Here is a 20749-nt window from a genome sequence, read left to right as displayed (position 1 = left end):
TATATAAATAAGGGGAAAAGGCACATTTAGGCATAAAAAAACAAGCTATTATGTATTAGCTTGTTTTTCAAATAATGATGCAATTTCTCGCTCATAATCTCCACGTATAATACCTTTCTCAGTAATAATACCTGTAATTAATTCATGCGGTGTTACGTCAAATGCAGGATTATAAACATCTGTACCAATCGGTGCCACTTGTTTGCCAAAAATTTTCGTAACTTCTGTTTCATCTCTTTCTTCAATAACAATTTCGGTACCTGTTTGTTTCGTAATATCAAACGTAGATAACGGAGCTGCAACGTAAAATGGAATTTCGAAATACTTTGCTAATATAGCTAAATTCATTGTTCCGATTTTATTTGCCGTATCTCCATTTGCGACAATTCGATCTGCCCCTACGATAATTGCATCAATTTCTTTCGTACGAATTGCATGAGCTGCCGTATTATCTGTAATAAGCGTCACATCAATACCCGCTTGCTTTAACTCCCATGTCGTTAAACGGCCACCTTGTAAAACCGGTCTCGTTTCACATGCATACGCATGTAAGTGTACACCTTTTTCTTTCCCGATATAAAACGGCGCTAATGCAGTACCATACCTTGCAGTTGCAATACTGCCAGCATTACAAATTGTTAAAATGTTATCACCGTCTGTAAAGCATGTTAACGCATGTTCCCCAATCCTCCGGCATACCTCTTCATCTTCCTGCTGAATGCGAAGCGCTTCTTCTTCTAATGTTTTTTGCGCTTCTTTTATTGTAGTAATCTCTCGAATAGATTCTCTCATACGATCAATTGCCCAAAACAAATTCACTGCCGTCGGTCGTGATGTCCCTAAATAGTTACAATCTCTATTAAATATCTTCTGAAATTCTTCAATATGTATCGTGTTATATTTTTTTGATGCAAGCGCCAAACCAAATGCTGCTACAATTCCAATTGCGGGTGCTCCGCGTACTTCTAGCATTACAATACTTTTCCATACCTCTTCAATAGTCGTCAACGTTTTATATTCTGTACTATGCGGCAACTTTGTTTGATTTAATACCGCAATTGCATCACCTTTCCAACTTACAGACCTCGGAACAGTTACAAATGTACTCATGCTTTTATGCCTCCTGAAACTGTCTGTTGAAATAATGTTCGAAACAGTTGAATATCAGCACACTTAGATTCATATTTTATTAGTTCTTTTCCTAAGTACAGCGCTTGCTTCTTAGCTTGAATTCTTCTTTCTTTATTTGCTATTTCATCTAAATCCGCTACATGAGCTAAACCAATTGTTCTACGAATCAGTTCACATCCGGCAAATCCGACGGCATCAGTAAAGATATTTTGCAAAATAATTGGTAACCATTGTTTTTCTTTCGTATATGCTTCTACACCTTCTCCAATCCATAACTTCGTAAAAGTTTCTACAAAATAACTCCATGTCTTTTCTATATGGAAAAATAGTACACTTCTCTTTTCTTCTTCTCTCGATAAAGCATTTAATAATAGATTTGCAATAAATTGACCGATATCAAAGCCAAATGGACCGTACGTTGCAAATTCTGGATCAATCACTTTCGTTTCAGAAGGTGATGAAAAAATACTACCAGTATGTAAATCGCCATGAATAAGCGCTTCTTTTCTCGTTAAAAACTTATATTTATATTGTGCTACTTTTAGTTTTAAAATTTTGTCACTCCAAAGTTCATCAATCACTGACTGTAAATCTGACTCATAATCATTCGTATCGTAATGTCCAAACGGATCCGTAAAAACTAAATCTTCTGTAATTTTACTAAGGTCTGGATTTACAAATGTACCTTCTAGCACCCTTTTCTCTTCTGACTGTAAACCGAAATCTGAAGTATAAAATAAAACATGTGCTAGAAAACGACCGATATGCTGGGATAAAAGTGGATATCCTTCTCCATCTATTAATCCTTTTCTTGTAATTGTTAGTCTTGATAAGTCTTCTATTACTGTAACTGCTAACTCTTCATCATGACTGTACACTACCGGAACATAATCTGGTACATACTTCGCGAAAATTTGTAATGCCTTGCTTTCAATCGTCGCTCTTTTTATAGACAACGGCCAGCTCTCACCAACTACTTTCGCATATGGAAGTGCTTGTTTTATTATAATTGATCTCTCTCCATCAACTAATTTGAACACGTAATTTAAATTTCCATCTCCTATTTCATGACAAACTACATTCGCCTTCTTGTCAAAATATCCATGTTCTTTCGCATATTGTACAGCTGTTACTTCTGTTAATGAATAATATCCCATCGTCTTTTCCTCCTTTTTAAATTCAGAGGTTTTTCTAACGCAGAAAAACCTCTTTCCACTAAGAAAGAGGTTTGAAGTTTATCTTCTCCCCTCTTATCTGCCAGAAATTTTACTTTCTGCTGGAATTAGCACCGTGCCTTTTGGCGTCATAAACGCCCCATTTCACAATGGTATTACGGTCGGTTGCTGGGCTTCATCGGGCCAAATCCCTCCACCTGCTCTTGATAAGAGTTATATAATTTTTTAGAATTTTTAACTTTATGTTGAAGACTATACCAAGAATAAAAATCACTTGTCAATATTTTATTTGTATAGTTCTGGACGGCGATCTGCAAAAACTGGAATTCCTTTACGTACCTCTTTAATCTTCTCTAATGTAAGTTCTCCAAATAAAATGGATTCCTCTTTATTTGCCTCTACCACGACTTCACCCCAAGGATCCACAATTAGAGAATGACCTGCAAACTCATTATTCGGATCCTTTCCTGACCTATTGCATGCAACAACATAACATTGATTTTCAACTGCTCTTGCTTGCAATAGCAAACGCCAATGTGCTAAACGAACTAATGGCCATTCTGCTACAACGAATATAACTTTTGCCCCTTTAGCAGTATGAACGCGCATCCATTCTGGAAAACGAATATCATAGCAAATTGTGCCAGCGCACTCGATATCATCTAGTTTAAATTCACCTGTTTCATTACCCGCTATTAAATATTTGTGTTCATCCATAAGCTGAAATAAATGTACTTTACTATATTCATTGACTAGATCTCCTTCGTTGTTTACGACATACATTGTATTGGTAACCCCTTGCTCTGTTTGCTTTGCTATAGAACCACCAACAATATGCACACCATATTGCTTCGACCATTCTTTCAACTTTTCTTTCGTTTCTAATCCATCCCTATCTGCAGTTTCAGAAAGCCTCGTTAAATCATATCCTGTTGTCCATAGTTCTGGTAAGACGATAACATCTGGTCTTTCCTTCATCGCTTCGCTTATTTTGTTTTTAGCGTTCTCCATATTTTTTTCTACATCTCCAAATACAATATCCATTTGAATACATGCGACTTTCATTTTTTCAGCCCCATTCTTAATTTTCTCTTTACAAAATACTGGAAAGATTATATCATTTGTCACTAGAATTGTAACAACTTTCAAAAGAGGTGGAAAGTATGAAATTATTTCAACCTTCTGAGATAGTAACATCATTGCCAACACAATTTTTCGCTTCACTTGTTGCAAAAGTTAACAAAGTCGTTGCGGCTGGTCACGATGTTATTAATCTAGGTCAAGGTAATCCAGATCAACCAACACCGCAGCATATCGTAAAAGCTTTACAACATGCTGCAGAAAAGACCATTCATCATAAATATCCGCCATTTCGCGGACACGAAAGCTTAAAAGAAGCCGTGGCAACATTCTATCAACGTGAATATGATGTAGTAGTAAATCCAAAAACTGAAGTTGCTATTTTGTTTGGTGGAAAAGCTGGATTAGTAGAATTACCAATGTGTTTTACCAATCCTGGTGATACGATTCTCGTTCCCGATCCAGGCTATCCAGATTATTTATCCGGAGTTGCTTTAGCAAAAGCGCAATTTGAAACAATGCCGCTTATTGCCGAAAATAAATTTTTACCAGATTATACAAAAATTGATGACGCTATTGCGAAACAAGCAAAGTTAATGTTTTTAAACTATCCAAACAATCCTACTGGTGCTACTGCATCAAAAGATTTCTTTGATGAAACCATTCATTTTGCTAATAAACATAATATATTAGTCGTTCACGATTTTGCTTACGGTGCGATCGGATTTGATGGTCAAAAACCGGTTAGTTTCTTGCAAGCAGACGGTGCAAAAGATACAGGAATTGAAATTTACACATTATCCAAAACTTTCAATATGGCTGGATGGCGTATTGCTTTTGCCGTAGGGAATGAAAGTGTCATCGAAACAATTAACCTATTGCAAGATCATATGTATGTTAGTATTTTTGGTGCAGTTCAAGACGCTGCCCGCGAAGCGCTATTAAGTTCACAATCTTGCGTCGTAGATCTTGTAAATAGTTACGAATCTCGAAGAAATGCTCTTATTTCAGCTTGTCACTCTATCGGTTGGAATGTAGACATCCCAACCGGATCCTTCTTTGCATGGCTTCCTGTACCAGAAGGATATACATCTGAGCAATTTTCTGATATTTTGCTAGAAAAAGCACACGTTGCAGTTGCTCCTGGTGTTGGATTTGGTGAACACGGTGAAGGATACGTCCGCGTTGGTCTCTTGCATACAGAAGAACGATTACGAGAAGCAATTAATCGAATTGATAAATTAAATTTTTTCAAAAAGTCGTTGACAACATGAAAAATATCTGACAAAATTCAGTTATCTTAAAAATTTAAACATTTCTAAATACTTCTTATCAAGAGCAGGTGGAGGGACGAGCCCGACGAAACCCGGCAACCGATCTACAATTGTAGACACGGTGCTAATTCTCGCAGCATTACGCTGACAGATAAGGAGCTGGTTGTAAAAAAACCTCTCCTTAGCTGAGAGGTTTTTTTATTTAACTAGGAGGTTATAACAATGAGCGGAATTATAGCGACGTATTTAATCCATGACGATTCACTTAACTTAGACAAAAAGGCTGAACAAATTGCACTCGGTTTAACAATTGGCTCTTGGACTCATTTACCACATTTATTACAAGAACAATTAAAACAACATAAAGGCAACGTCATTCATATTGAGGAATTAGATGAACAAGAACATATCAATTCGTATCTACGCAAAAAAGTAAAACGTGGGATTATTAAAATCGAATACCCATTATTAAATTTCAGTCCAGATTTACCAGCGATTTTAACAACTACATTCGGAAAGTTATCACTTGATGGCGAAGTGAAATTAATTGACTTAACGTTTTCAGACGAATTAAAAAAGCACTTCCCTGGTCCAAAATTCGGTATAGACGGTATTCGAAATCGTGTACAAGTGTATAACCGTCCCCTTTTAATGAGCATTTTCAAAGGAATGATTGGACGAAATATTGGATACTTAAAAACTCAATTACGCGATCAAGCAATTGGTGGTGTGGATATCGTAAAAGATGATGAAATTTTATTCGAGAACTCCTTAACACCACTTGCGAAGCGAATTGTATCTGGAAAAGAAGTTTTACAATCCGTATATGAAACATACGGCCATAAAACATTATATGCCGTAAATTTAACAGGGCGAACTTTCGACTTAAAAGAAAATGCGAAACGCGCAGTGCAGGCTGGTGCTGATATTCTATTATTTAATGTATTTGCTTACGGACTAGATGTACTACAATCACTGGCAGAAGATGATGAAATCCCAGTTCCTATTATGGCACACCCTGCTGTAAGTGGTGCTTATTCAGCTTCCAAGCTATATGGGGTCTCATCTCCATTATTACTTGGAAAGCTACTACGTTATGCTGGTGCTGATTTTTCTTTATTCCCGTCTCCATACGGAAGTGTTGCGTTAGAAAAGGAAGATGCTTTCAACATTTCAAACTATCTAACTGAAGACGATGCGTTTTTCAAGAAAAGTTTCTCTGTCCCATCTGCTGGCATTCATCCTGGTTTCGTTCCCTTTATTCTACGAGACTTCGGTAAAGATGTTGTTATTAATGCGGGCGGTGGCATACATGGGCATCCGTATGGGGCGCAAGGTGGTGGAAAGGCTTTCCGCACTGCAATTGATGCTACTTTGCAAGGTAATCTACTCCATGAAGTAGATGACATAAATTTGCATAGCGCACTACAAATATGGGGAAATCCCTCTTATGAGGTGAAATTATGAGTATTCAAGTATTTTGTGATTTCGATGGTACGATTACAAATAACGATAACATTATGTCGATTATGGAAAAATTCGCACCACCAGAAGCAGAAGAAATAAAGCAAAGAATTTTATCACAAGAGCTTTCTATTCAAGAAGGTGTTTCTCAATTATTTCAATTGCTACCTACTAATTTGCATGATGATATAATTCAATTTTTAAAAGAAACTGCCGAAATTCGTAGTGGCTTTCGTGAATTTATACAATTTGTAAATGAAAATAATATTTCTTTTTACGTTGTATCAGGTGGAATGGATTTCTTCGTCTATCCACTCTTACAAGGAATCATTCCAAAAGAGCAAATTTACTGTAATGAAACAGACTTTTCAAATGAATACATTACAGTTAAGTGGCCTAACCCTTGTGATCATTACTGTCAAAATCATTGTGGATTATGTAAATCATCTTTAATCCGCAAATTAAGTGATACAAATAATTTCCATATTGTAATCGGAGATTCTATTACTGATTTACAAGCTGCGAAACAAGTAGATAAAGTATTCGCTCGCGATTTCCTTATTACAAAGTGTAAAGAAAATCATATTGTTTATACACCGTTTGAAACATTTCACGATGTTCAAGCTGAATTAAAACATTTGTTGGAGGTGAAATCATGAAACAACTGTTTCGTCAATGGTATGACTTAAGCGAGATTAAAAAAGAATTAACAACTCGAAATTGGTTTCCAGCAACAAGTGGCAATATTTCTATAAAAGTTAGTCATGAGCCGCTTACTTTCCTTATTACAGCAAGCGGTAAAGATAAAACAAAAACCACTCCAGATGATTTTCTATTAGTAGATCATGAAGGAGTTCCCGTTTTAGAGACTGAATTACGCCCTTCAGCAGAAACAATATTGCATACACATATTTATAACAATACGAATGCCGGGTGCGTACTTCATGTTCATACAACGGATAACAATGTCATCACAAATTTGTATAGCGATACAGTCACCCTTCAAAATCAAGAAATCATTAAAGCTCTTGATATTTGGGAGGAAGGTGCAACAATACACATTCCTATTATCGAAAACCATGCTCATATCCCAACACTTGGGGAGAACTTCCGAAAACATATACAAGGAGATTCGGGAGCAGTATTAATTCGAAATCACGGCATCACTGTATGGGGCCGAGATAGCTTTGATGCAAAGAAAAGATTAGAAGCTTATGAGTTTTTATTCCAATTTCATATAAAACTATTATCAATTCAAGGAGGCGTTTCTAATGGCGCAAATTCGTATTCATGAAGTAAATACTCGCATTGAGAATGAAGTGGAAGTATCAAAATTTCTACAAGAGGAAGGCGTTTTATATGAGAAATGGAATATTTCTAAACTTCCTACTCATTTAAATGAAAATTATTCGTTAACAGATGATAACAAAGCTGAAATATTAACTGTTTTTTCAAAAGAAATCGCTGATGTTTCAGCACGCCGAGGTTATAAAGCGCATGATGTAATTTCACTTTCAAGTAGCACACCTAACCTTGACGAATTATTAATTAATTTCCAAAAAGAACACCATCATACTGATGATGAAGTTCGCTTTATTGTCAGTGGTCATGGCATCTTTGCTATTGAAGGCAAAGATGGAAAATTCTTTGACGTTGAACTTGAGCCAGGCGACCTAATCTCTGTTCCTGAAAATGCAAGACATTATTTTACTTTGCAGGATGATCGTCAAGTTGTAGCTATTCGTATTTTTGTTACAACTGAAGGCTGGGTTCCAATCTATTAAGGTAGCTAGTTGAATAAAAGGACTTGGACCCCCTTTTCCAACCTTTTATTCACTCTACATATATACATCCTCCTATGGAACAGGCTTATTTCAAAAAATGAAATAAGCCTGATTTTTTATTTATTCAAAGCATCTTTCCTCTTCTTCCAAGAAACAATCTATCCACTCGATTTTTCAAGTGTATTTCTCAACCCTTTTTGAACATTTGTTGAACTTTTTTTGAATTTTTTCTGAAAATTCTGTTTTGTATATGATATACTACAACTAATAAGAAGGAAAATAATATTGCAAACAGAGGGGGATAATCATGAGTTTACTTATCGCACTTATACTAGGAGTTTTATGCGGAGCTATTCCTGTTATTTTAGGAGCTATTATGGAAGAGTTAGAAGTTGGTGTTTTAGGTTTTGTCGCCTCTTGTGTAAGCGCTTTATTTTTTGGTTTATACGGCGCTATTCCTGTTGCTATTCTGTGCGCATTTTATATATTACGCCACGCTCGCTCAAAACAATTTGGCGCTAACCACATGGCGCAAGTTATCCCATTCCCGGTTGAACGGTGCCGTCGAGCTTCTAGCTTATAATTATAAAAATGAAATATATTTACCTAAATAAATAAAAGTCCTCAAATGAGGACTTTTATTTATTTTCTTCTAGAAATTGAAACAATTCTTGTAGATGTAACGCATCTTCACTATAGCTAATAGACACATGACATATATCGTCAATCTCAGCTTGCATATAAAGATCCACTCCATCACGATCATATTTTAATGCCAAATAAAACTCCATTTCTTCTAACATCTTTTTTGAAGTTCGAATGACATAATGCCCTTTCTCATCTCTTCCATATTCAAAGTTTGGTTCAAAATCATATTTTTGTTTAAAGGCTTCCTTTTGTTTTTCATTGATTTGTATACAAGTTGCTCGCTGCACAGCATCAATCATCTCATCAAACTTTTGGAGATCCATCTCATTTACCCCCTTATATACTTTTTATATAACACTTGTGTTCCGCTATTTTCTTCTCCATCCATAATTAACTCTTCATACAATTCTTTCGCCAAGCTTAAACCTGGTACTGGTAATTGTAATTTTTCAGCCTCATCTAAAGCGATTTTCATATCTTTCATAAAATGCTTTACGTAAAACCCTGGCTCAAAGTCTCCTTTTAACATTCGAGGAGCTAAATTATTTAATGACCAACTACCTGCTGCACCTGTTGAAATACTCTCTAATACTTTATCTGGATTTAGTCCAGCCTTTTTCGCGTAAGCAACAGCTTCACATACTCCAATCATGTTGGATGCAATTGCAATTTGATTGCACATTTTCGTATGTTGTCCACTCCCAGCTGGTCCTTGTAACTGAATATTTGTTCCTAGTTTTTCAAATAACGGTAAACATCTATCATATATGTCTTTCTCTCCACCGACCATAATTGCAAGTCTTGCTTCTTTAGCACCAACATCTCCTCCAGATACTGGGGCATCTAACGTAAATACATTCTTTCTTTTACCAACTTCATTTATACGTTTTGCCAATGTTGGTGTAGATGTCGTAAAATCAATGGCTATCGTGCCTTCATTTGCATTCTCTATAATCCCTTCACTTCCAAAGTACACTTCTTCAACATCATGTGGATATCCAACCATAGTCATTACAACATCTACTTGCTTCACTAACTCTTTCGGTGTATCACACCAATTTGCACCATCTTGTACTAAAGAATCTGTCTTCGCTTTCGTTCTATTATACACATATACTTTATGACCTTCTTGCATTAAATGACGAACCATACTTTTTCCCATTACACCAATACCGATGAAACCTATTGATAAAATTTTGTTTTCCATATTCTCATCCCCTTTGTTCTAATAAATCATTTACCATCTTTCGAAACTCATTATTAAAATCATCATCCATACTATTTTTCACATTTGAAAATAAAATAACAAAAGTCCCTTTTTCTTTATTAAAATTATTGAAAGTGTTCCAACCAGATAGTACACCATGATTATGAAAATAATCTGGGTATATATAAAAACTAAATGCATATTTCCGTTCTTCTGAAGGTGAAAACATCGCTTGCATACTTTGTTCAGAAAGAAGTTTCCCATTTATAATTGCTTCGTCTAATTTCTTCATATCTCCAACTGTCGTATACATCTCGCCGCAACCGTATAACCAATCCATTGACAATTTTTGTGCAGGCTCAAGTACATTATCTTTCTTAACGTACCCTTTAGTAAAATGCTGATCTCCCGGAGCCATATTTCCCATACCAGATTCGTGCATTTCTGCTTTAATAAATATATTTTCTTTTATGTAATCTCCTAACGTTTTTTTTGATATGCTTTCTATAATATAAGCAAGCACCATATAATTATAATCTGTATATCTCCAACCTGCTCCTGGTGGAAACTCTACTTTTTGACTTCCAATCCAATTTACTAAGTTTATACGAGAAGCCGCATTCACTTTTCCTTTGCCGCTTTCCGGTAAACCCGATGTATGCGTTAATAAATGATATAAAGTGATATTTTTATCTGCTGGAAATGAAGGAATATATGTATTTACATTTTCCTGAATGTTTAATTTCCCTTGTTCTTGTAGCTGTAAAATAGATGTAGCAACTACTGTTTTCGTAATAGAACCGATACGATATTTTGTTTGAGGTGTATTTTCTATTTTATTTTGAACATCAGCATATCCATATCCTTTATTCAATATAACACGCTCTTTATCAGTCACCAAAACTGTCCCATTAAATTGCTTTCCTACTAAATATTGATCTAATTTTTGAGATATACTAGCATAATCAATTTGTCTCTCTTCTTTTTCTTCTATATTATCTTGCACTTCTGACCCAATAGCCGGGGCCACATTAGTAGTTAACACTGTTTGTTCCATTACACTGGGAGCATAGAAAGCATAGTATACTCCGCCGCAAACAACAGTACATAGTGAAGCAACTACTATTATTTTTTTTATCATATTGTTCCTCCATAATTACTTCATTACATATGGTCTCCCTACTACTATTATCAGGCAATAAAAAAAAATCGCAACAATTAGTTGCGAAAAATCACATTTTTTCTTTTCTATATATACATACCTGATTTTTCCCATTTTTTTTCGCTTCATATAATGCAATGTCCGCTCGCTGCATTAATTCTTCTCTTGTAATTCCTTTCTCATATAACGCTACTCCAAAACTCGCTGTTAATTTCGAAATTCCAGAGAATTGTTTTGTTTCAATAAAAAAGCGCAATGATTCTGCAACTTGAAATGCTTCTTTTTCTACTGTATTTGTCACTAATATAATAAATTCTTCTCCTCCCCATCTTGCAAATACATGTTGTTGCTCTACTTTAGACTTCATAAGTTCTGCAAGTTGTATTAATGCTAAGTCTCCAAAATCATGACCATATGTGTCATTTACTGTTTTAAAATTATCTATATCAAATAATATAATTGCCATTTTTTCATCGTTACGTATTACATTATCCCACTCTACCTCTAATATTTGTTGGAACTTCAAACGATTATAAATCTCTGTCAATGAATCTATCATGGCAAGTCTTTCTTGTTCTTGATAGATTTCATCTAATTCTGTAATCTCTGTACACTTTACAATAAATCTCGATAAATCTTCTGGTAACGGCGTCGCACGTAATAAAAAAGTTGATACAATTCCTTCATAATTAGACATCTTAATTCTTCTATCATATGATAATGTATCATCTAACCATGTTATATCATGAGTCGTCGAATAATATCCATTTTCTCTAATAAAATGTTCGGCAAACACTAAATGTTGCTCACGATAATCAAACAAATTTTCATATCCAAAAAACTCTAAAAAATTCGTATTACAATCAACAATCTCATCATCTTCTACTATAAATAATAGATCATTGTGAAAATCAAACATCATCTGCAGTAGTTCTTGTTGCAAACTTACTTGCCGCACTAAAGAAAGTTGATACAAACTTTTATTTACTTCTTCTAAAACTACTTGTGGAGTTACTGGTGCTATCACAATATTACGTATTCCTAACGTAAGCACCTCTGTAAACTCATTTGTTATTTGTTGATCCCAAATGACAATGAATGTACTATGTGGATTATACATATTCTTTATATATTTTATTTGAGAAAAATCTGTTACATACATAATTACAATATGCGGTTTAGTCTTATGAAACAATAGTTCTCCTTCTTCAAAACTATTTGCTATAAACATGCATTTGGGATGAATATTTTCAATCGTTTGTTGATGTGTGCATCCATTTTCTATATAAAGGACATTTAACTTAAGATCTTGTAGTACATTTTGGAAAACCGTATTCTCTAATAAAAAATGTAGTATGTTCATCACTAGTCTTCACTCACTTCATATATCTTGTTCTACAGAATTCCTCACAAACGTTTTATAAATAGCTATTCCCAAAAACTTTAATGCGTGAGGGATACATAGCAACAAGCTAATTGAGAATGTAATCTTCGCTTTTTCACTCTATAAATTCCTTTTTTAGTGTATGATTATAGGAATTGTATCGTTTGTATGAATGCCCTAGCTTACTCTTTAAAACTTGACAATTAAAATAAAGATATTATATTCTTAAACTCGACAACTTACAAAATGTAAGTAGAAGATATTACATTTATTTTTAAATAATTTGATATGTAATTTGGAGGATATATAATGACAAACGATAACTTTTTTAACGTTCTATATGAACGCACGTCTACACGTGCATTCAACCCAGACAAAGAAATTTCATCGACAGAATTACATGAAATTTTAAAAGCAGCTGCACAAGCACCTTCTGCTTGGAACCTACAGCACTGGAAATTCCTTGTTTTCCAAGGAGAAGATGTACAAAAACGATTACATCCAATTGCTTATAACCAACAACAAATTCTCGATGCTTCTGCAGTAGTCGCTGTTTTAGGTGATTTAGAAGCTTATAAAAATGTTGCACCCGTTTATGGTCCAATTGTTGAACAAGGCTTTATGAAAGAAGAAGCAAAAGAGCGTTTAGCTAAAAATATTGAATCTGCATATACTCGTGAACAATTTCCAAGAGATGCTGCTTTTTCAAATGCATCTTTAGCAGCAATGCAACTTATGCTTGCAGCTAAAGCAACTGGCTGGGACACTTGCGCTATCGGTGGTTTCAATCCACAAGCACTTACAGAAGAATTCAATGTTTCATCTCGATACGTACCAATTATGCTTATTACAATTGGTGAATCAACTTTAAAAGGCCACCCTGCACCACGAATGAGCGTAGAGCAAGTGAGTGAATGGGCAAAATAGTAAAAACGAAGGTAATTTCATTACCTTCGTTTTTTTATACTCTGTCACACATCCGTAATATTACAATGTGTTATTGGATATCTACAGATAGATAAACAGTACAGTTTATGTTAATTCCATAAACAAATATGACGTTTTGTGTCGAAATTTGTTAAAGTATCGAAATATAACCGTGTATTTTTGTTACAATTATGATACAATGATAACAAATAGATAACAAGAGAGGGATTTTCATTGAGTTCATACGGAAGCTTTATCGCACTTTTAAGTTACATAGTAACTGTACTACTTCTATATTTTATTGGCGATGCTGCAAACATATCAGTGTTACAATTCCCAAAAGAAGAAGCGTTCCAATTAGACGCAGAAAAACATACTGCACGATCCATTGCACCATTACTCTTAGCTCTCCCAGTATATATCATTGTTTTATATAAAAGTAAAAAAGTGTAAAGCCTACCTATTTCATTCATTTTGGTGGTCTTTACACTTTTTTGTGATATTTCCCCTATTTTAAACATCATTCCGTACTAAACACCCAGCTAGTCTTTTAAAATGAGAAAATACCCTAGAAAAAATTCCACGCTCTGTCCAGTCACTAACTACCGAACTTACATAGATTATAAGTGTGAAGGGGGTGATGAGGATTATGTTTGGATCATTTGGATGCTGTGATAACTTTAGAGACTGTCATCATCGTGAAAGAGAGTGTGACCATCGCGACCATCGTGAGAAAGAGAGAGAGGTAAAACCACAACAACCAGCTGTATGTAACGTACTTGCTAGCATTTCAGTTGGAACAGAGCTTTCTCTTTTAAGCATTAGAGGTAATGGTACTTTCAACAATGTAATTTTTGAAGGTTTCGCTAACGGTGTTGCTCTTTTCTCTGCTTTAGCTCGTAATAACAAAGACGACAAAGATAACAATAAAGACGATAAGAACAATCAAAATCGAAATACTTTTACTGGTATTTTACGTGTATGCCCAACTGATATCGTTGCAATCGCTATCTAATTCTGTCTCTTATCCTCGATAGTAAGCAAATAAGATTTACTTTTCTCATAGAAAAAACCTGAGACCGATTTCAAATCGACTCAGGTTTTTTTATTGATTATATGCTTTTAACTAATTCAACAACTTCTTCAGCAGTTGACATTGTTAATGCTTTTTCTGCTAATGTTTCCATTTCTGCTTTTGACAACTTGCTTAGTTGTGTTCTTGCAGGAAGGATAGATGTTGCACTCATACTGAACTCATCTAAGCCTAATCCTAATAATAATGGGATGGCAAGTGAATCTCCCGCCATCTCACCACACATACCAGCCCATTTGCCCTCTTTATGAGCAGCATCGATAACCATTTTTACAAGACGTAAAATAGATGGGTTATATGGTTGATATAAGTAAGCTACACGTTCGTTCATACGGTCTGCAGCCATTGTGTATTGGATTAAGTCATTTGTTCCGATAGAGAAGAAATCAACTTCTTTTGCGAATTGATCTGCTAATACTGCTGAAGCTGGAATTTCAACCATCATACCCACTTCAATAGAATCAGAAACAGTTGTACCCGCTTCTACAAGCTTTGCTTTCTCTTCTAATAAAATCGCTTTCGCTTGACGGAACTCATCAAGAGTTGCAATCATTGGGAACATAATTTTTAAGTTACCGTATACGCTAGCACGAAGTAATGCACGAAGTTGTGTACGGAACACATCTTGCTCATCAAGACATAAGCGAATTGCACGGTATCCTAAGAATGGGTTCATTTCTTTTGGTAAATGTAAGTATGGAAGCTCTTTATCTCCACCGATGTCAAGTGTACGAACAACAACAGGTTGACCTTCTTTTACACCTTCAAGAACTGCTTTATACGCCTCGAACTGCTCTTCTTCTGTTGGAAGATTGTCACGGCCCATGTATAAAAATTCTGTACGGTATAAACCAACGCCTTCTCCGCCATTATCGATAATACCTTGTACATCATTTGGTGTTCCGATATTAGCAACAAGCTCAACGTGATGTCCATCGCTCGTTACAGTAGCTTGGTCTTTTAATTTTGCCCATATTGCTTTTTGCTCTTCAAATTTCGCTTTCTTTTCTTCAAAAGAACGAAGAGTTTCTTCCGATGGGTTTACAATTACTTCTCCATCTAAACCGTCAATGATTACGATATCGCCATTTTGGATTTTCTCCATAACAACTTTCGTACCAACAACTGCAGGAATTTCCATAGAACGAGCCATAATTGCAGAGTGAGATGTACGTCCACCGATATCAGTCGTGAAACCTTTTGCATACTTACGGTTTAACTGAGCTGTATCAGATGGTGTTAAATCTTCAGCAATAATGATTACTTCTTCAGAAATTGTACCAGGGTTTGAGAAGTTAATTCCTAGTAAATATGCAAGAACGCGTTTTGTTACGTCACGAATGTCCGCAGCACGTTCTTTCATATATTCGTTATCCATGTTTTCAAACATAGAAATAAACATTGATGCAACTTCATCCATTGCAAATTCAGCATTTACTTTTTCGCTATTTACTTTATCTTTTACCGGGTTTACTAGTTCTGGATCATTTAATACTAATAAATGTGCTTCAAAGATCGCAGCTTTATCAGCACCCAGCTCAGCAAAAGCGTGGTCCTTAATTGCTTCTAATTCAGTTTTTGCTTTCTCAAGCGCAGCGTCTAAGCGTGCAATTTCAGCAGCTTCGTTTGTAATTGATTTCTTTTCAATGTTAAATTCAGGATTCTCAAGTCTGAAAGCCTTTGCAATAGCAATCCCACTTGATGCAGCGATCCCTTGAATATTAAGAGTCATTATTCTCCTAATCCTTCGTTTTTCATAGTTTCTTCGATAGCTGCTAGTGCTTGAGCTGCATCATCACCATTTGCAGTGATTTTAATTTCTGCGTTTTGTTGAATGCCTAAAGACATAACGCCCATGATTGATTTTAAGTTAACGTTTTTTCCGTTATACTCTAAGTTAATGTCAGAACCAAATTTGCTTGCAGTGTTTACAAGTAGAGTTGCTGGACGTGCATGAATTCCTGAGTCGCTTGTTACTTTAAAGATTTTTTCCATGATAATTTATCTCCTTTAAATTACAGTTTTTTTTAGTTGTATAGACGTGAGTACTACATCATCTATTGTATATAATAGGCGATGTTCGGTCAACCACATCGCCTATTATAATTATAAACATTTTGCGTCAAATTCCTACTGAATGTCAATAATAGCGTTTTCGCCCTTCTTAACATTTCCATCTTTTTTCAATTCGACTTGTTGCCCTTGTTGTAAATTTGTAAATACAATTGGCGTAATAATAGATGGTGCATTTTCTTTTACGAATGCAAGATCTACTTTTAATAATGGTTGTCCTTGTTTCACTTTGTCGCCTTGCGCTACAAGTGCCTCAAATCCTTCACCATTTAATTTTACAGTATCAATACCAAAGTGAATTAATATCTCTTTTCCACCCTCAGATTGAATACCAATCGCATGCTTTGTAGGGAATACATTGACGATCTCACCATTAACTGGAGAAACTACTGTTCCTTCTGTTGGCTCGATTGCAAATCCGTCTCCCATCATTTTTCCTGAGAATACTTGATCAGGTACTTCTGTAATCGGTAAGATTTTCCCTTCAATTGGTGATACGATTGTTTCATTTTCATCAACTTTTTGAGGAGTTTCTTCTACCTTTACAGGCTCTTCTTTTTCAACATGAGGTGTACGACCTGACATAATATCATGAATTTGTGATTTTAATGTGTCAGATTTTGGTCCAAAAATAGCTTGAATGTTATTTCCAACTTCAAGTACACCAGCCGCTCCAAGTTCTTTTAAGCGGTCTTTGTTTACATTCTTTTGTTCGTTAACTTGAACACGTAAACGAGTAATGCAAGCATCTAAAGAAGCAATGTTTTCTTTACCACCAAGTGCTACTAATACTTCTCGAGGAAGTTCACCTGCTTCTGTTTTTCCTGCGCCGTCATTCGCATTTGCTACTTCACGACCAGGTGTTTTTAAATTCCATTTACGGATTGCAAAGCGGAATCCGAAGTAGTAAATAACTGCTAGTACAAGACCAACAATAATTACCCACCACCATGCTGTACGGCCTGGTAATACACCGAATAACATAAAGTCGATTAAACCACCAGAGAATGTCATACCAATTTTAACACCTAAAATTTGCATTGTCATAAATGATAGACCAGCAAATACAGCGTGGATTCCGAATAATACTGGTGCTACGAATAAGAATGAAAATTCAAGTGGTTCTGTAATACCTGTTAAGAAAGATGTTAATGCAGCAGAACCTAAAATACCAGCTGCTAATTTTTTATTTTCTGGACGTGCTTCATGGTACATTGCTAAAGCTGCTGCTGGAAGACCGAACATCATGAACGGATACTTACCAGTTGTAAATGTACCTGCTGTTAATTCTACACCATCTTTTAACTGTGCCATAAAGATTTTTTGGTCACCGCGGATTAATTCGCCAGCCGCATTTGTGTACTGACCAAATTCGAACCAGAACGGTGAATAGAAAATGTGATGTAATCCAAATGGAATTAATGAACGTTCAATTAAACCAAAAATAAATGCTGCTAACGTTCTATTCGCATCAATCATTTGATGTGAGAACGTATTTAAGCCACCTTGAATGTATGGCCAAATGAAGCACATGATAATACCTACTACTAAAGAGAATGTTGCAGTTGCGATCGGTACGAAACGCTTACCTGCAAAGAAACCTAGGTATGAAGGTAATTCAATATTGAAGTATTTATTATAGCAATATGCCGCTACTATACCGACGATAATACCACCAAATACTCCTGTTTGTAGCGTTGGAATTCCTAATACATTCGCATATGCTGGATCTGCAAATCCAATTTTCACTGGGTCTGCTCCAGAACTTGTTACTTTTACTAACTTATCTACTTCTAAGAACACACTCATCGTTTTGTTCATAATTAGGTAGCCAACGAATGCTGCTAAACCAGCTACTCCGTCTCCACCTGCTAAACCAATTGCTACCCCAACTGCGAATAATAATGCAAGGTTAGCGAAAATAATATCACCAGATTGTTCCATAATTTTTGCAACCATTACGAACCAATCTGCTTTTAAAGCAGGAATAACATTTGTTAACTGTGGATTTTGAAATGCATTACCAAATCCAAGTAAAATACCTGCTGCCGGTAAAATCGCTACTGGAAGCATTAACGCTTTCCCGACTTTTTGAAGAACACCAAAGATCTTCTTAAACATGGAAACCCTTCCTCTCTTATCTATATTGATACCTTCCGACAAACGCCAAAAAGGCATGAGGAAAAAAAGATAGAACGATAGCTATACAAAGGGTAGTATATCCCTTTCTCTAGCTTACATTCCTGGCTTTTCTCCACTCATGCCTGATCGAATCAGTAACACGTGTCAAAAATAGGTTTACGTATAAGTTCACTATAATTAAGGCAAACGTTTTCGTTACTTACCTTAATGTGTTTGTCGAAATTTGTATAACTTTGCAATAGTTATTATACATAACTATTGTAAGCGATTCAATGATTTTTTTTAACGTTTTCATTTTAGACAAAAATATATGTCTTTTTACACATGCTCCGCTTTCACTAATCGTTGCAAGTGCATTGTTAAATAAATACTTTCAGCTTCATATACAGGCAATTGCAATTCTTTTTGCATGACCTTAACCAGCTTCCAGGCTAAATTATAACAGACGGGATATTCTGCCTTTAATAAATCAGCAAAGCTTTGTGATTCCTCAACTTTTTCTCCCTTTTTCACCCGTTCAATAGCATATTGTAAATGACGAATAAGGCGCAAATAGTGAATACTTTCTTGGTCTAATGTAATTTGTAAGCTTGTTTCAATTAAAGATACAAGTTGTGCAATGAGACGGGAGTTTTGATTAACTGAAGATAAATCTGAATTTGTAAGTGAACTGTAAATATGGAGTGCAATAAAACCAATTTCTCCTTCTGGCAATGTAATTTGCAAACGAGAATTTAAAAGGTCTACAACACCTTCAGCAATTTCGTATTCTTCTGGATACAGCATTTTCGTTTCAACCAGAAAAGGATTATCTATTGTAAGTCCTTGTTTTAACCGCTTAACTGCAAAAGAAATATGATCTGTTAAAGCGATGTGAATATGTTCATTTAATGGCGATTTTGCCTTTTCTTGAATGTAGAACATAATGTCATTCATTAATTCAATTAATTTTTCACTCACATGCGGCACTAACAGTTTGTATTGTTCTCGATCACGTTCATTTTTTAAAACAAACATTTTTTCAATTTGTTCTTGCTCCAATACATCTTTCGCTTTTTTTCCAAATCCAATTCCTTTACCAATCACTACTACTTCCTCGTGTTCAGGATGGCTAGCAATGATGACATTATTATTTAAAACTTTTTTAATTTCTAGATAATTACTCATATAACACCACCCTCGTACTTAAATAGCCTGCTTTTATGTTACAGAATATTCTTCTTTGTCGTCAATGTAAAACATCTACCATTTAATAAAAATTCATTTTTTAGACATGTTTGTATAGGATGCGTATAATGTAAGGGCAACTGTACATAGAAAGGAGATTGCAACATGATTAAAATGTTTGTAAGTGATATTGATGGAACAATGATGCAACACGGAGGTTTTATCGACGAACAAGATATTATCGCTTTGCGCAGCTTAGCTGAACAAAATGTAATTCTTTGTTTCGCTTCTGGAAGACTTGATAATGAAATTGCAGACTTAATGAGAGCGGTTAATACAAATTTCCATCGCATTAGTGTAAATGGTGTTTTTGTATATACACATGAAAATAAGAAGCTATTATCTGCAACTTTCGATTCCAGCATTCTTCCAGATTTGTTAGCTATGACAAATGAAGACCCTTATTTCCGTTATGTAAGTGATGAACATAGCTACTACATTGAAGAAAAAACACCGTTTATTCATGAACTTGAACAACAAGTAACGATGACTTCTGTTGAAGAACCTAATCTATTACAGAAAATTGATGATACAATTTTTCCAAATAAAATTTCTGTCGGTGGAACGAAGGAAAGCTTACAACTCCTTCAGAAAAAAATTGATGAAAAATTTCATGGGAAAGTTAGCACCTTCATTTCAGCAGAACAATGTTTAGATGTAATGCCACCTAATATTAGTAAAGGTTCTGCTATTTCTATTTTATTAAAAGAATTTCAAATACAACCAGAGGAAATTGCTTGCATAGGGGATTCTTATAATGATATTCCAATGTTCTCTTTAACTCCTCACAGTTTTGCTATGTCTCAAGCAGATGACGCAGTAAAAGAGCACGCTCACTATGTAGTAAATACGGTTAAAGATGCTGTTAACCACGTAATTACTCATAATAAAAATACGACTCACTCCTTATAAGGATGAGTCGTATTTTTATTTCTTTACATGTTAAACACTTTAAAATTTACTGTACTTTACAAACTG

General features: G+C 35.1%; 21 protein-coding genes and 2 riboswitches. Of the genes, 10 read left to right on the top strand and 11 right to left on the bottom strand.

Going from position 1 to position 20749, the window contains the following annotated elements; translation table 11 throughout:
* Window positions 1-48: 48 nt before the first annotated feature.
* The 3 genes from mtnA to DPQ31_RS18620 form a co-directional block, all read right to left on the bottom strand.
* Window positions 49-1110: an S-methyl-5-thioribose-1-phosphate isomerase gene (gene mtnA, locus DPQ31_RS18630; protein WP_208730854.1), complete on the bottom strand. Its 1062-nt coding sequence runs from the start codon at window positions 1108-1110 to the stop codon at window positions 49-51.
* Window positions 1107-2288, bottom strand: coding sequence for an S-methyl-5-thioribose kinase (gene mtnK / locus DPQ31_RS18625; RefSeq protein WP_016109051.1), 1182 nt, complete (start codon window positions 2286-2288; stop codon window positions 1107-1109). Before mtnK ends, mtnA begins: the two co-directional genes overlap by 4 nt.
* Window positions 2289-2378: 90 nt before the next feature.
* A riboswitch (SAM riboswitch) is annotated at window positions 2379-2519 on the bottom strand.
* A 72-nt stretch (window positions 2520-2591) separates the two neighbouring features.
* Window positions 2592-3455 (bottom strand): carbon-nitrogen family hydrolase, encoded by an 864-nt coding sequence (locus tag DPQ31_RS18620; protein WP_208732104.1) that lies wholly within the window; start codon window positions 3453-3455, stop codon window positions 2592-2594.
* A gap of 14 nt (window positions 3456-3469) precedes the next feature.
* On the opposite strand from DPQ31_RS18620, the gene DPQ31_RS18615 reads away from it, so the two are divergent.
* The 6 genes from DPQ31_RS18615 (at window position 3470) to DPQ31_RS18590 (ending at window position 8491) form a co-directional block, all read left to right on the top strand.
* The gene (locus tag DPQ31_RS18615; protein ID WP_087969741.1) at window positions 3470-4660 is read left to right on the top strand and encodes a pyridoxal phosphate-dependent aminotransferase; all 1191 of its coding nucleotides are present in this window, start codon (window positions 3470-3472) and stop codon (window positions 4658-4660) included.
* A 52-nt stretch (window positions 4661-4712) separates the two neighbouring features.
* Window positions 4713-4818, top strand: a riboswitch (SAM riboswitch).
* A gap of 64 nt (window positions 4819-4882) precedes the next feature.
* Complete coding sequence (gene mtnW, locus DPQ31_RS18610) at window positions 4883-6127, top strand: 2,3-diketo-5-methylthiopentyl-1-phosphate enolase (RefSeq protein ID WP_000014210.1); 1245 nt, start codon at window positions 4883-4885, stop codon at window positions 6125-6127.
* Window positions 6124-6783 (top strand): 2-hydroxy-3-keto-5-methylthiopentenyl-1-phosphate phosphatase, encoded by a 660-nt coding sequence (locus DPQ31_RS18605; protein WP_098825739.1) that lies wholly within the window; start codon window positions 6124-6126, stop codon window positions 6781-6783. The genes mtnW and DPQ31_RS18605 overlap by 4 nt, the downstream gene beginning before the upstream one ends.
* Complete coding sequence (locus DPQ31_RS18600; protein WP_173780816.1) at window positions 6780-7418, top strand: methylthioribulose 1-phosphate dehydratase; 639 nt, start codon at window positions 6780-6782, stop codon at window positions 7416-7418. Before DPQ31_RS18605 ends, DPQ31_RS18600 begins: the two co-directional genes overlap by 4 nt.
* The gene (locus DPQ31_RS18595) at window positions 7396-7908 is read left to right on the top strand and encodes a 1,2-dihydroxy-3-keto-5-methylthiopentene dioxygenase (RefSeq protein WP_000057312.1); all 513 of its coding nucleotides are present in this window, start codon (window positions 7396-7398) and stop codon (window positions 7906-7908) included. Before DPQ31_RS18600 ends, DPQ31_RS18595 begins: the two co-directional genes overlap by 23 nt.
* Before the next feature lie 307 nt (window positions 7909-8215).
* Complete coding sequence (locus tag DPQ31_RS18590; RefSeq protein WP_000054649.1) at window positions 8216-8491, top strand: hypothetical protein; 276 nt, start codon at window positions 8216-8218, stop codon at window positions 8489-8491.
* A 55-nt stretch (window positions 8492-8546) separates the two neighbouring features.
* On the opposite strand, the gene DPQ31_RS18585 is transcribed toward DPQ31_RS18590, so the two are convergent.
* The 4 genes from DPQ31_RS18585 to DPQ31_RS18570 all read right to left on the bottom strand — a co-directional run bounded on the left by DPQ31_RS18585 (window position 8547) and on the right by DPQ31_RS18570 (window position 12288).
* On the bottom strand, window positions 8547-8879 hold the full coding sequence (locus tag DPQ31_RS18585; RefSeq protein ID WP_208730852.1) for a DUF3909 family protein: 333 nt from the start codon (window positions 8877-8879) through the stop codon (window positions 8547-8549).
* 5 nt (window positions 8880-8884) lie between these two features.
* Window positions 8885-9763, bottom strand: a complete 879-nt coding sequence (locus DPQ31_RS18580) for an NAD(P)-dependent oxidoreductase (RefSeq protein WP_000428222.1) — start codon at window positions 9761-9763, stop codon at window positions 8885-8887.
* Window positions 9764-9767: 4 nt separating this feature from the next.
* Window positions 9768-10904, bottom strand: a complete 1137-nt coding sequence (locus DPQ31_RS18575; protein WP_000591854.1) for a serine hydrolase domain-containing protein — start codon at window positions 10902-10904, stop codon at window positions 9768-9770.
* Window positions 10905-10995: 91 nt separating this feature from the next.
* Window positions 10996-12288: a GGDEF domain-containing protein gene (locus tag DPQ31_RS18570; protein ID WP_001023176.1), complete on the bottom strand. Its 1293-nt coding sequence runs from the start codon at window positions 12286-12288 to the stop codon at window positions 10996-10998.
* A gap of 330 nt (window positions 12289-12618) precedes the next feature.
* On the opposite strand from DPQ31_RS18570, the gene DPQ31_RS18565 reads away from it, so the two are divergent.
* The 3 genes from DPQ31_RS18565 to DPQ31_RS18555 all read left to right on the top strand — a co-directional run bounded on the left by DPQ31_RS18565 (window position 12619) and on the right by DPQ31_RS18555 (window position 14251).
* Complete coding sequence (locus tag DPQ31_RS18565) at window positions 12619-13236, top strand: nitroreductase family protein (RefSeq protein ID WP_000180373.1); 618 nt, start codon at window positions 12619-12621, stop codon at window positions 13234-13236.
* Window positions 13237-13470: 234 nt separating this feature from the next.
* On the top strand, window positions 13471-13689 hold the full coding sequence (locus DPQ31_RS18560; protein WP_000100489.1) for a hypothetical protein: 219 nt from the start codon (window positions 13471-13473) through the stop codon (window positions 13687-13689).
* A 196-nt stretch (window positions 13690-13885) separates the two neighbouring features.
* Entirely contained in the window at window positions 13886-14251 is a 366-nt protein-coding gene (locus DPQ31_RS18555; protein WP_000468033.1) for a DUF3915 domain-containing protein, read from the top strand.
* Window positions 14252-14348: 97 nt separating this feature from the next.
* On the opposite strand, the gene ptsP is transcribed toward DPQ31_RS18555, so the two are convergent.
* From ptsP to glcT, 4 genes are all read right to left on the bottom strand, one after another.
* Window positions 14349-16061, bottom strand: coding sequence for a phosphoenolpyruvate--protein phosphotransferase (gene ptsP, locus DPQ31_RS18550; protein ID WP_208730850.1), 1713 nt, complete (start codon window positions 16059-16061; stop codon window positions 14349-14351).
* Window positions 16061-16324: a phosphocarrier protein HPr gene (ptsH, locus tag DPQ31_RS18545; protein ID WP_000411080.1), complete on the bottom strand. Its 264-nt coding sequence runs from the start codon at window positions 16322-16324 to the stop codon at window positions 16061-16063. The genes ptsP and ptsH overlap by 1 nt, the downstream gene beginning before the upstream one ends.
* Window positions 16325-16459: 135 nt before the next feature.
* Window positions 16460-18523 carry a PTS glucose transporter subunit IIABC gene (gene ptsG, locus DPQ31_RS18540; protein ID WP_000473187.1) on the bottom strand — a complete coding sequence of 688 codons (2064 nt, stop codon included), beginning with the start codon at window positions 18521-18523 and terminating at the stop codon, window positions 16460-16462.
* Between the two features lie 339 nt (window positions 18524-18862).
* Window positions 18863-19711, bottom strand: coding sequence for a glucose PTS transporter transcription antiterminator GlcT (glcT, locus tag DPQ31_RS18535; protein WP_000073868.1), 849 nt, complete (start codon window positions 19709-19711; stop codon window positions 18863-18865).
* Window positions 19712-19876: 165 nt separating this feature from the next.
* Between glcT and DPQ31_RS18530 the strand changes: the two genes are divergently transcribed.
* A complete protein-coding gene (locus tag DPQ31_RS18530; RefSeq protein ID WP_000594219.1) occupies window positions 19877-20683 on the top strand; it encodes a Cof-type HAD-IIB family hydrolase in 807 nt (268 codons plus the stop codon).
* Window positions 20684-20749: the final 66 nt, after the last annotated feature.

The sequence above is a fragment of the Bacillus sp. COPE52 genome (assembly GCF_003355115.1).
GTDB classification, from domain to species: domain Bacteria; phylum Bacillota; class Bacilli; order Bacillales; family Bacillaceae_G; genus Bacillus_A; species Bacillus_A toyonensis.
Note: the sequence above shows the minus strand (reverse complement) of the source record. Positions and strands in the feature narration are given on the sequence as shown.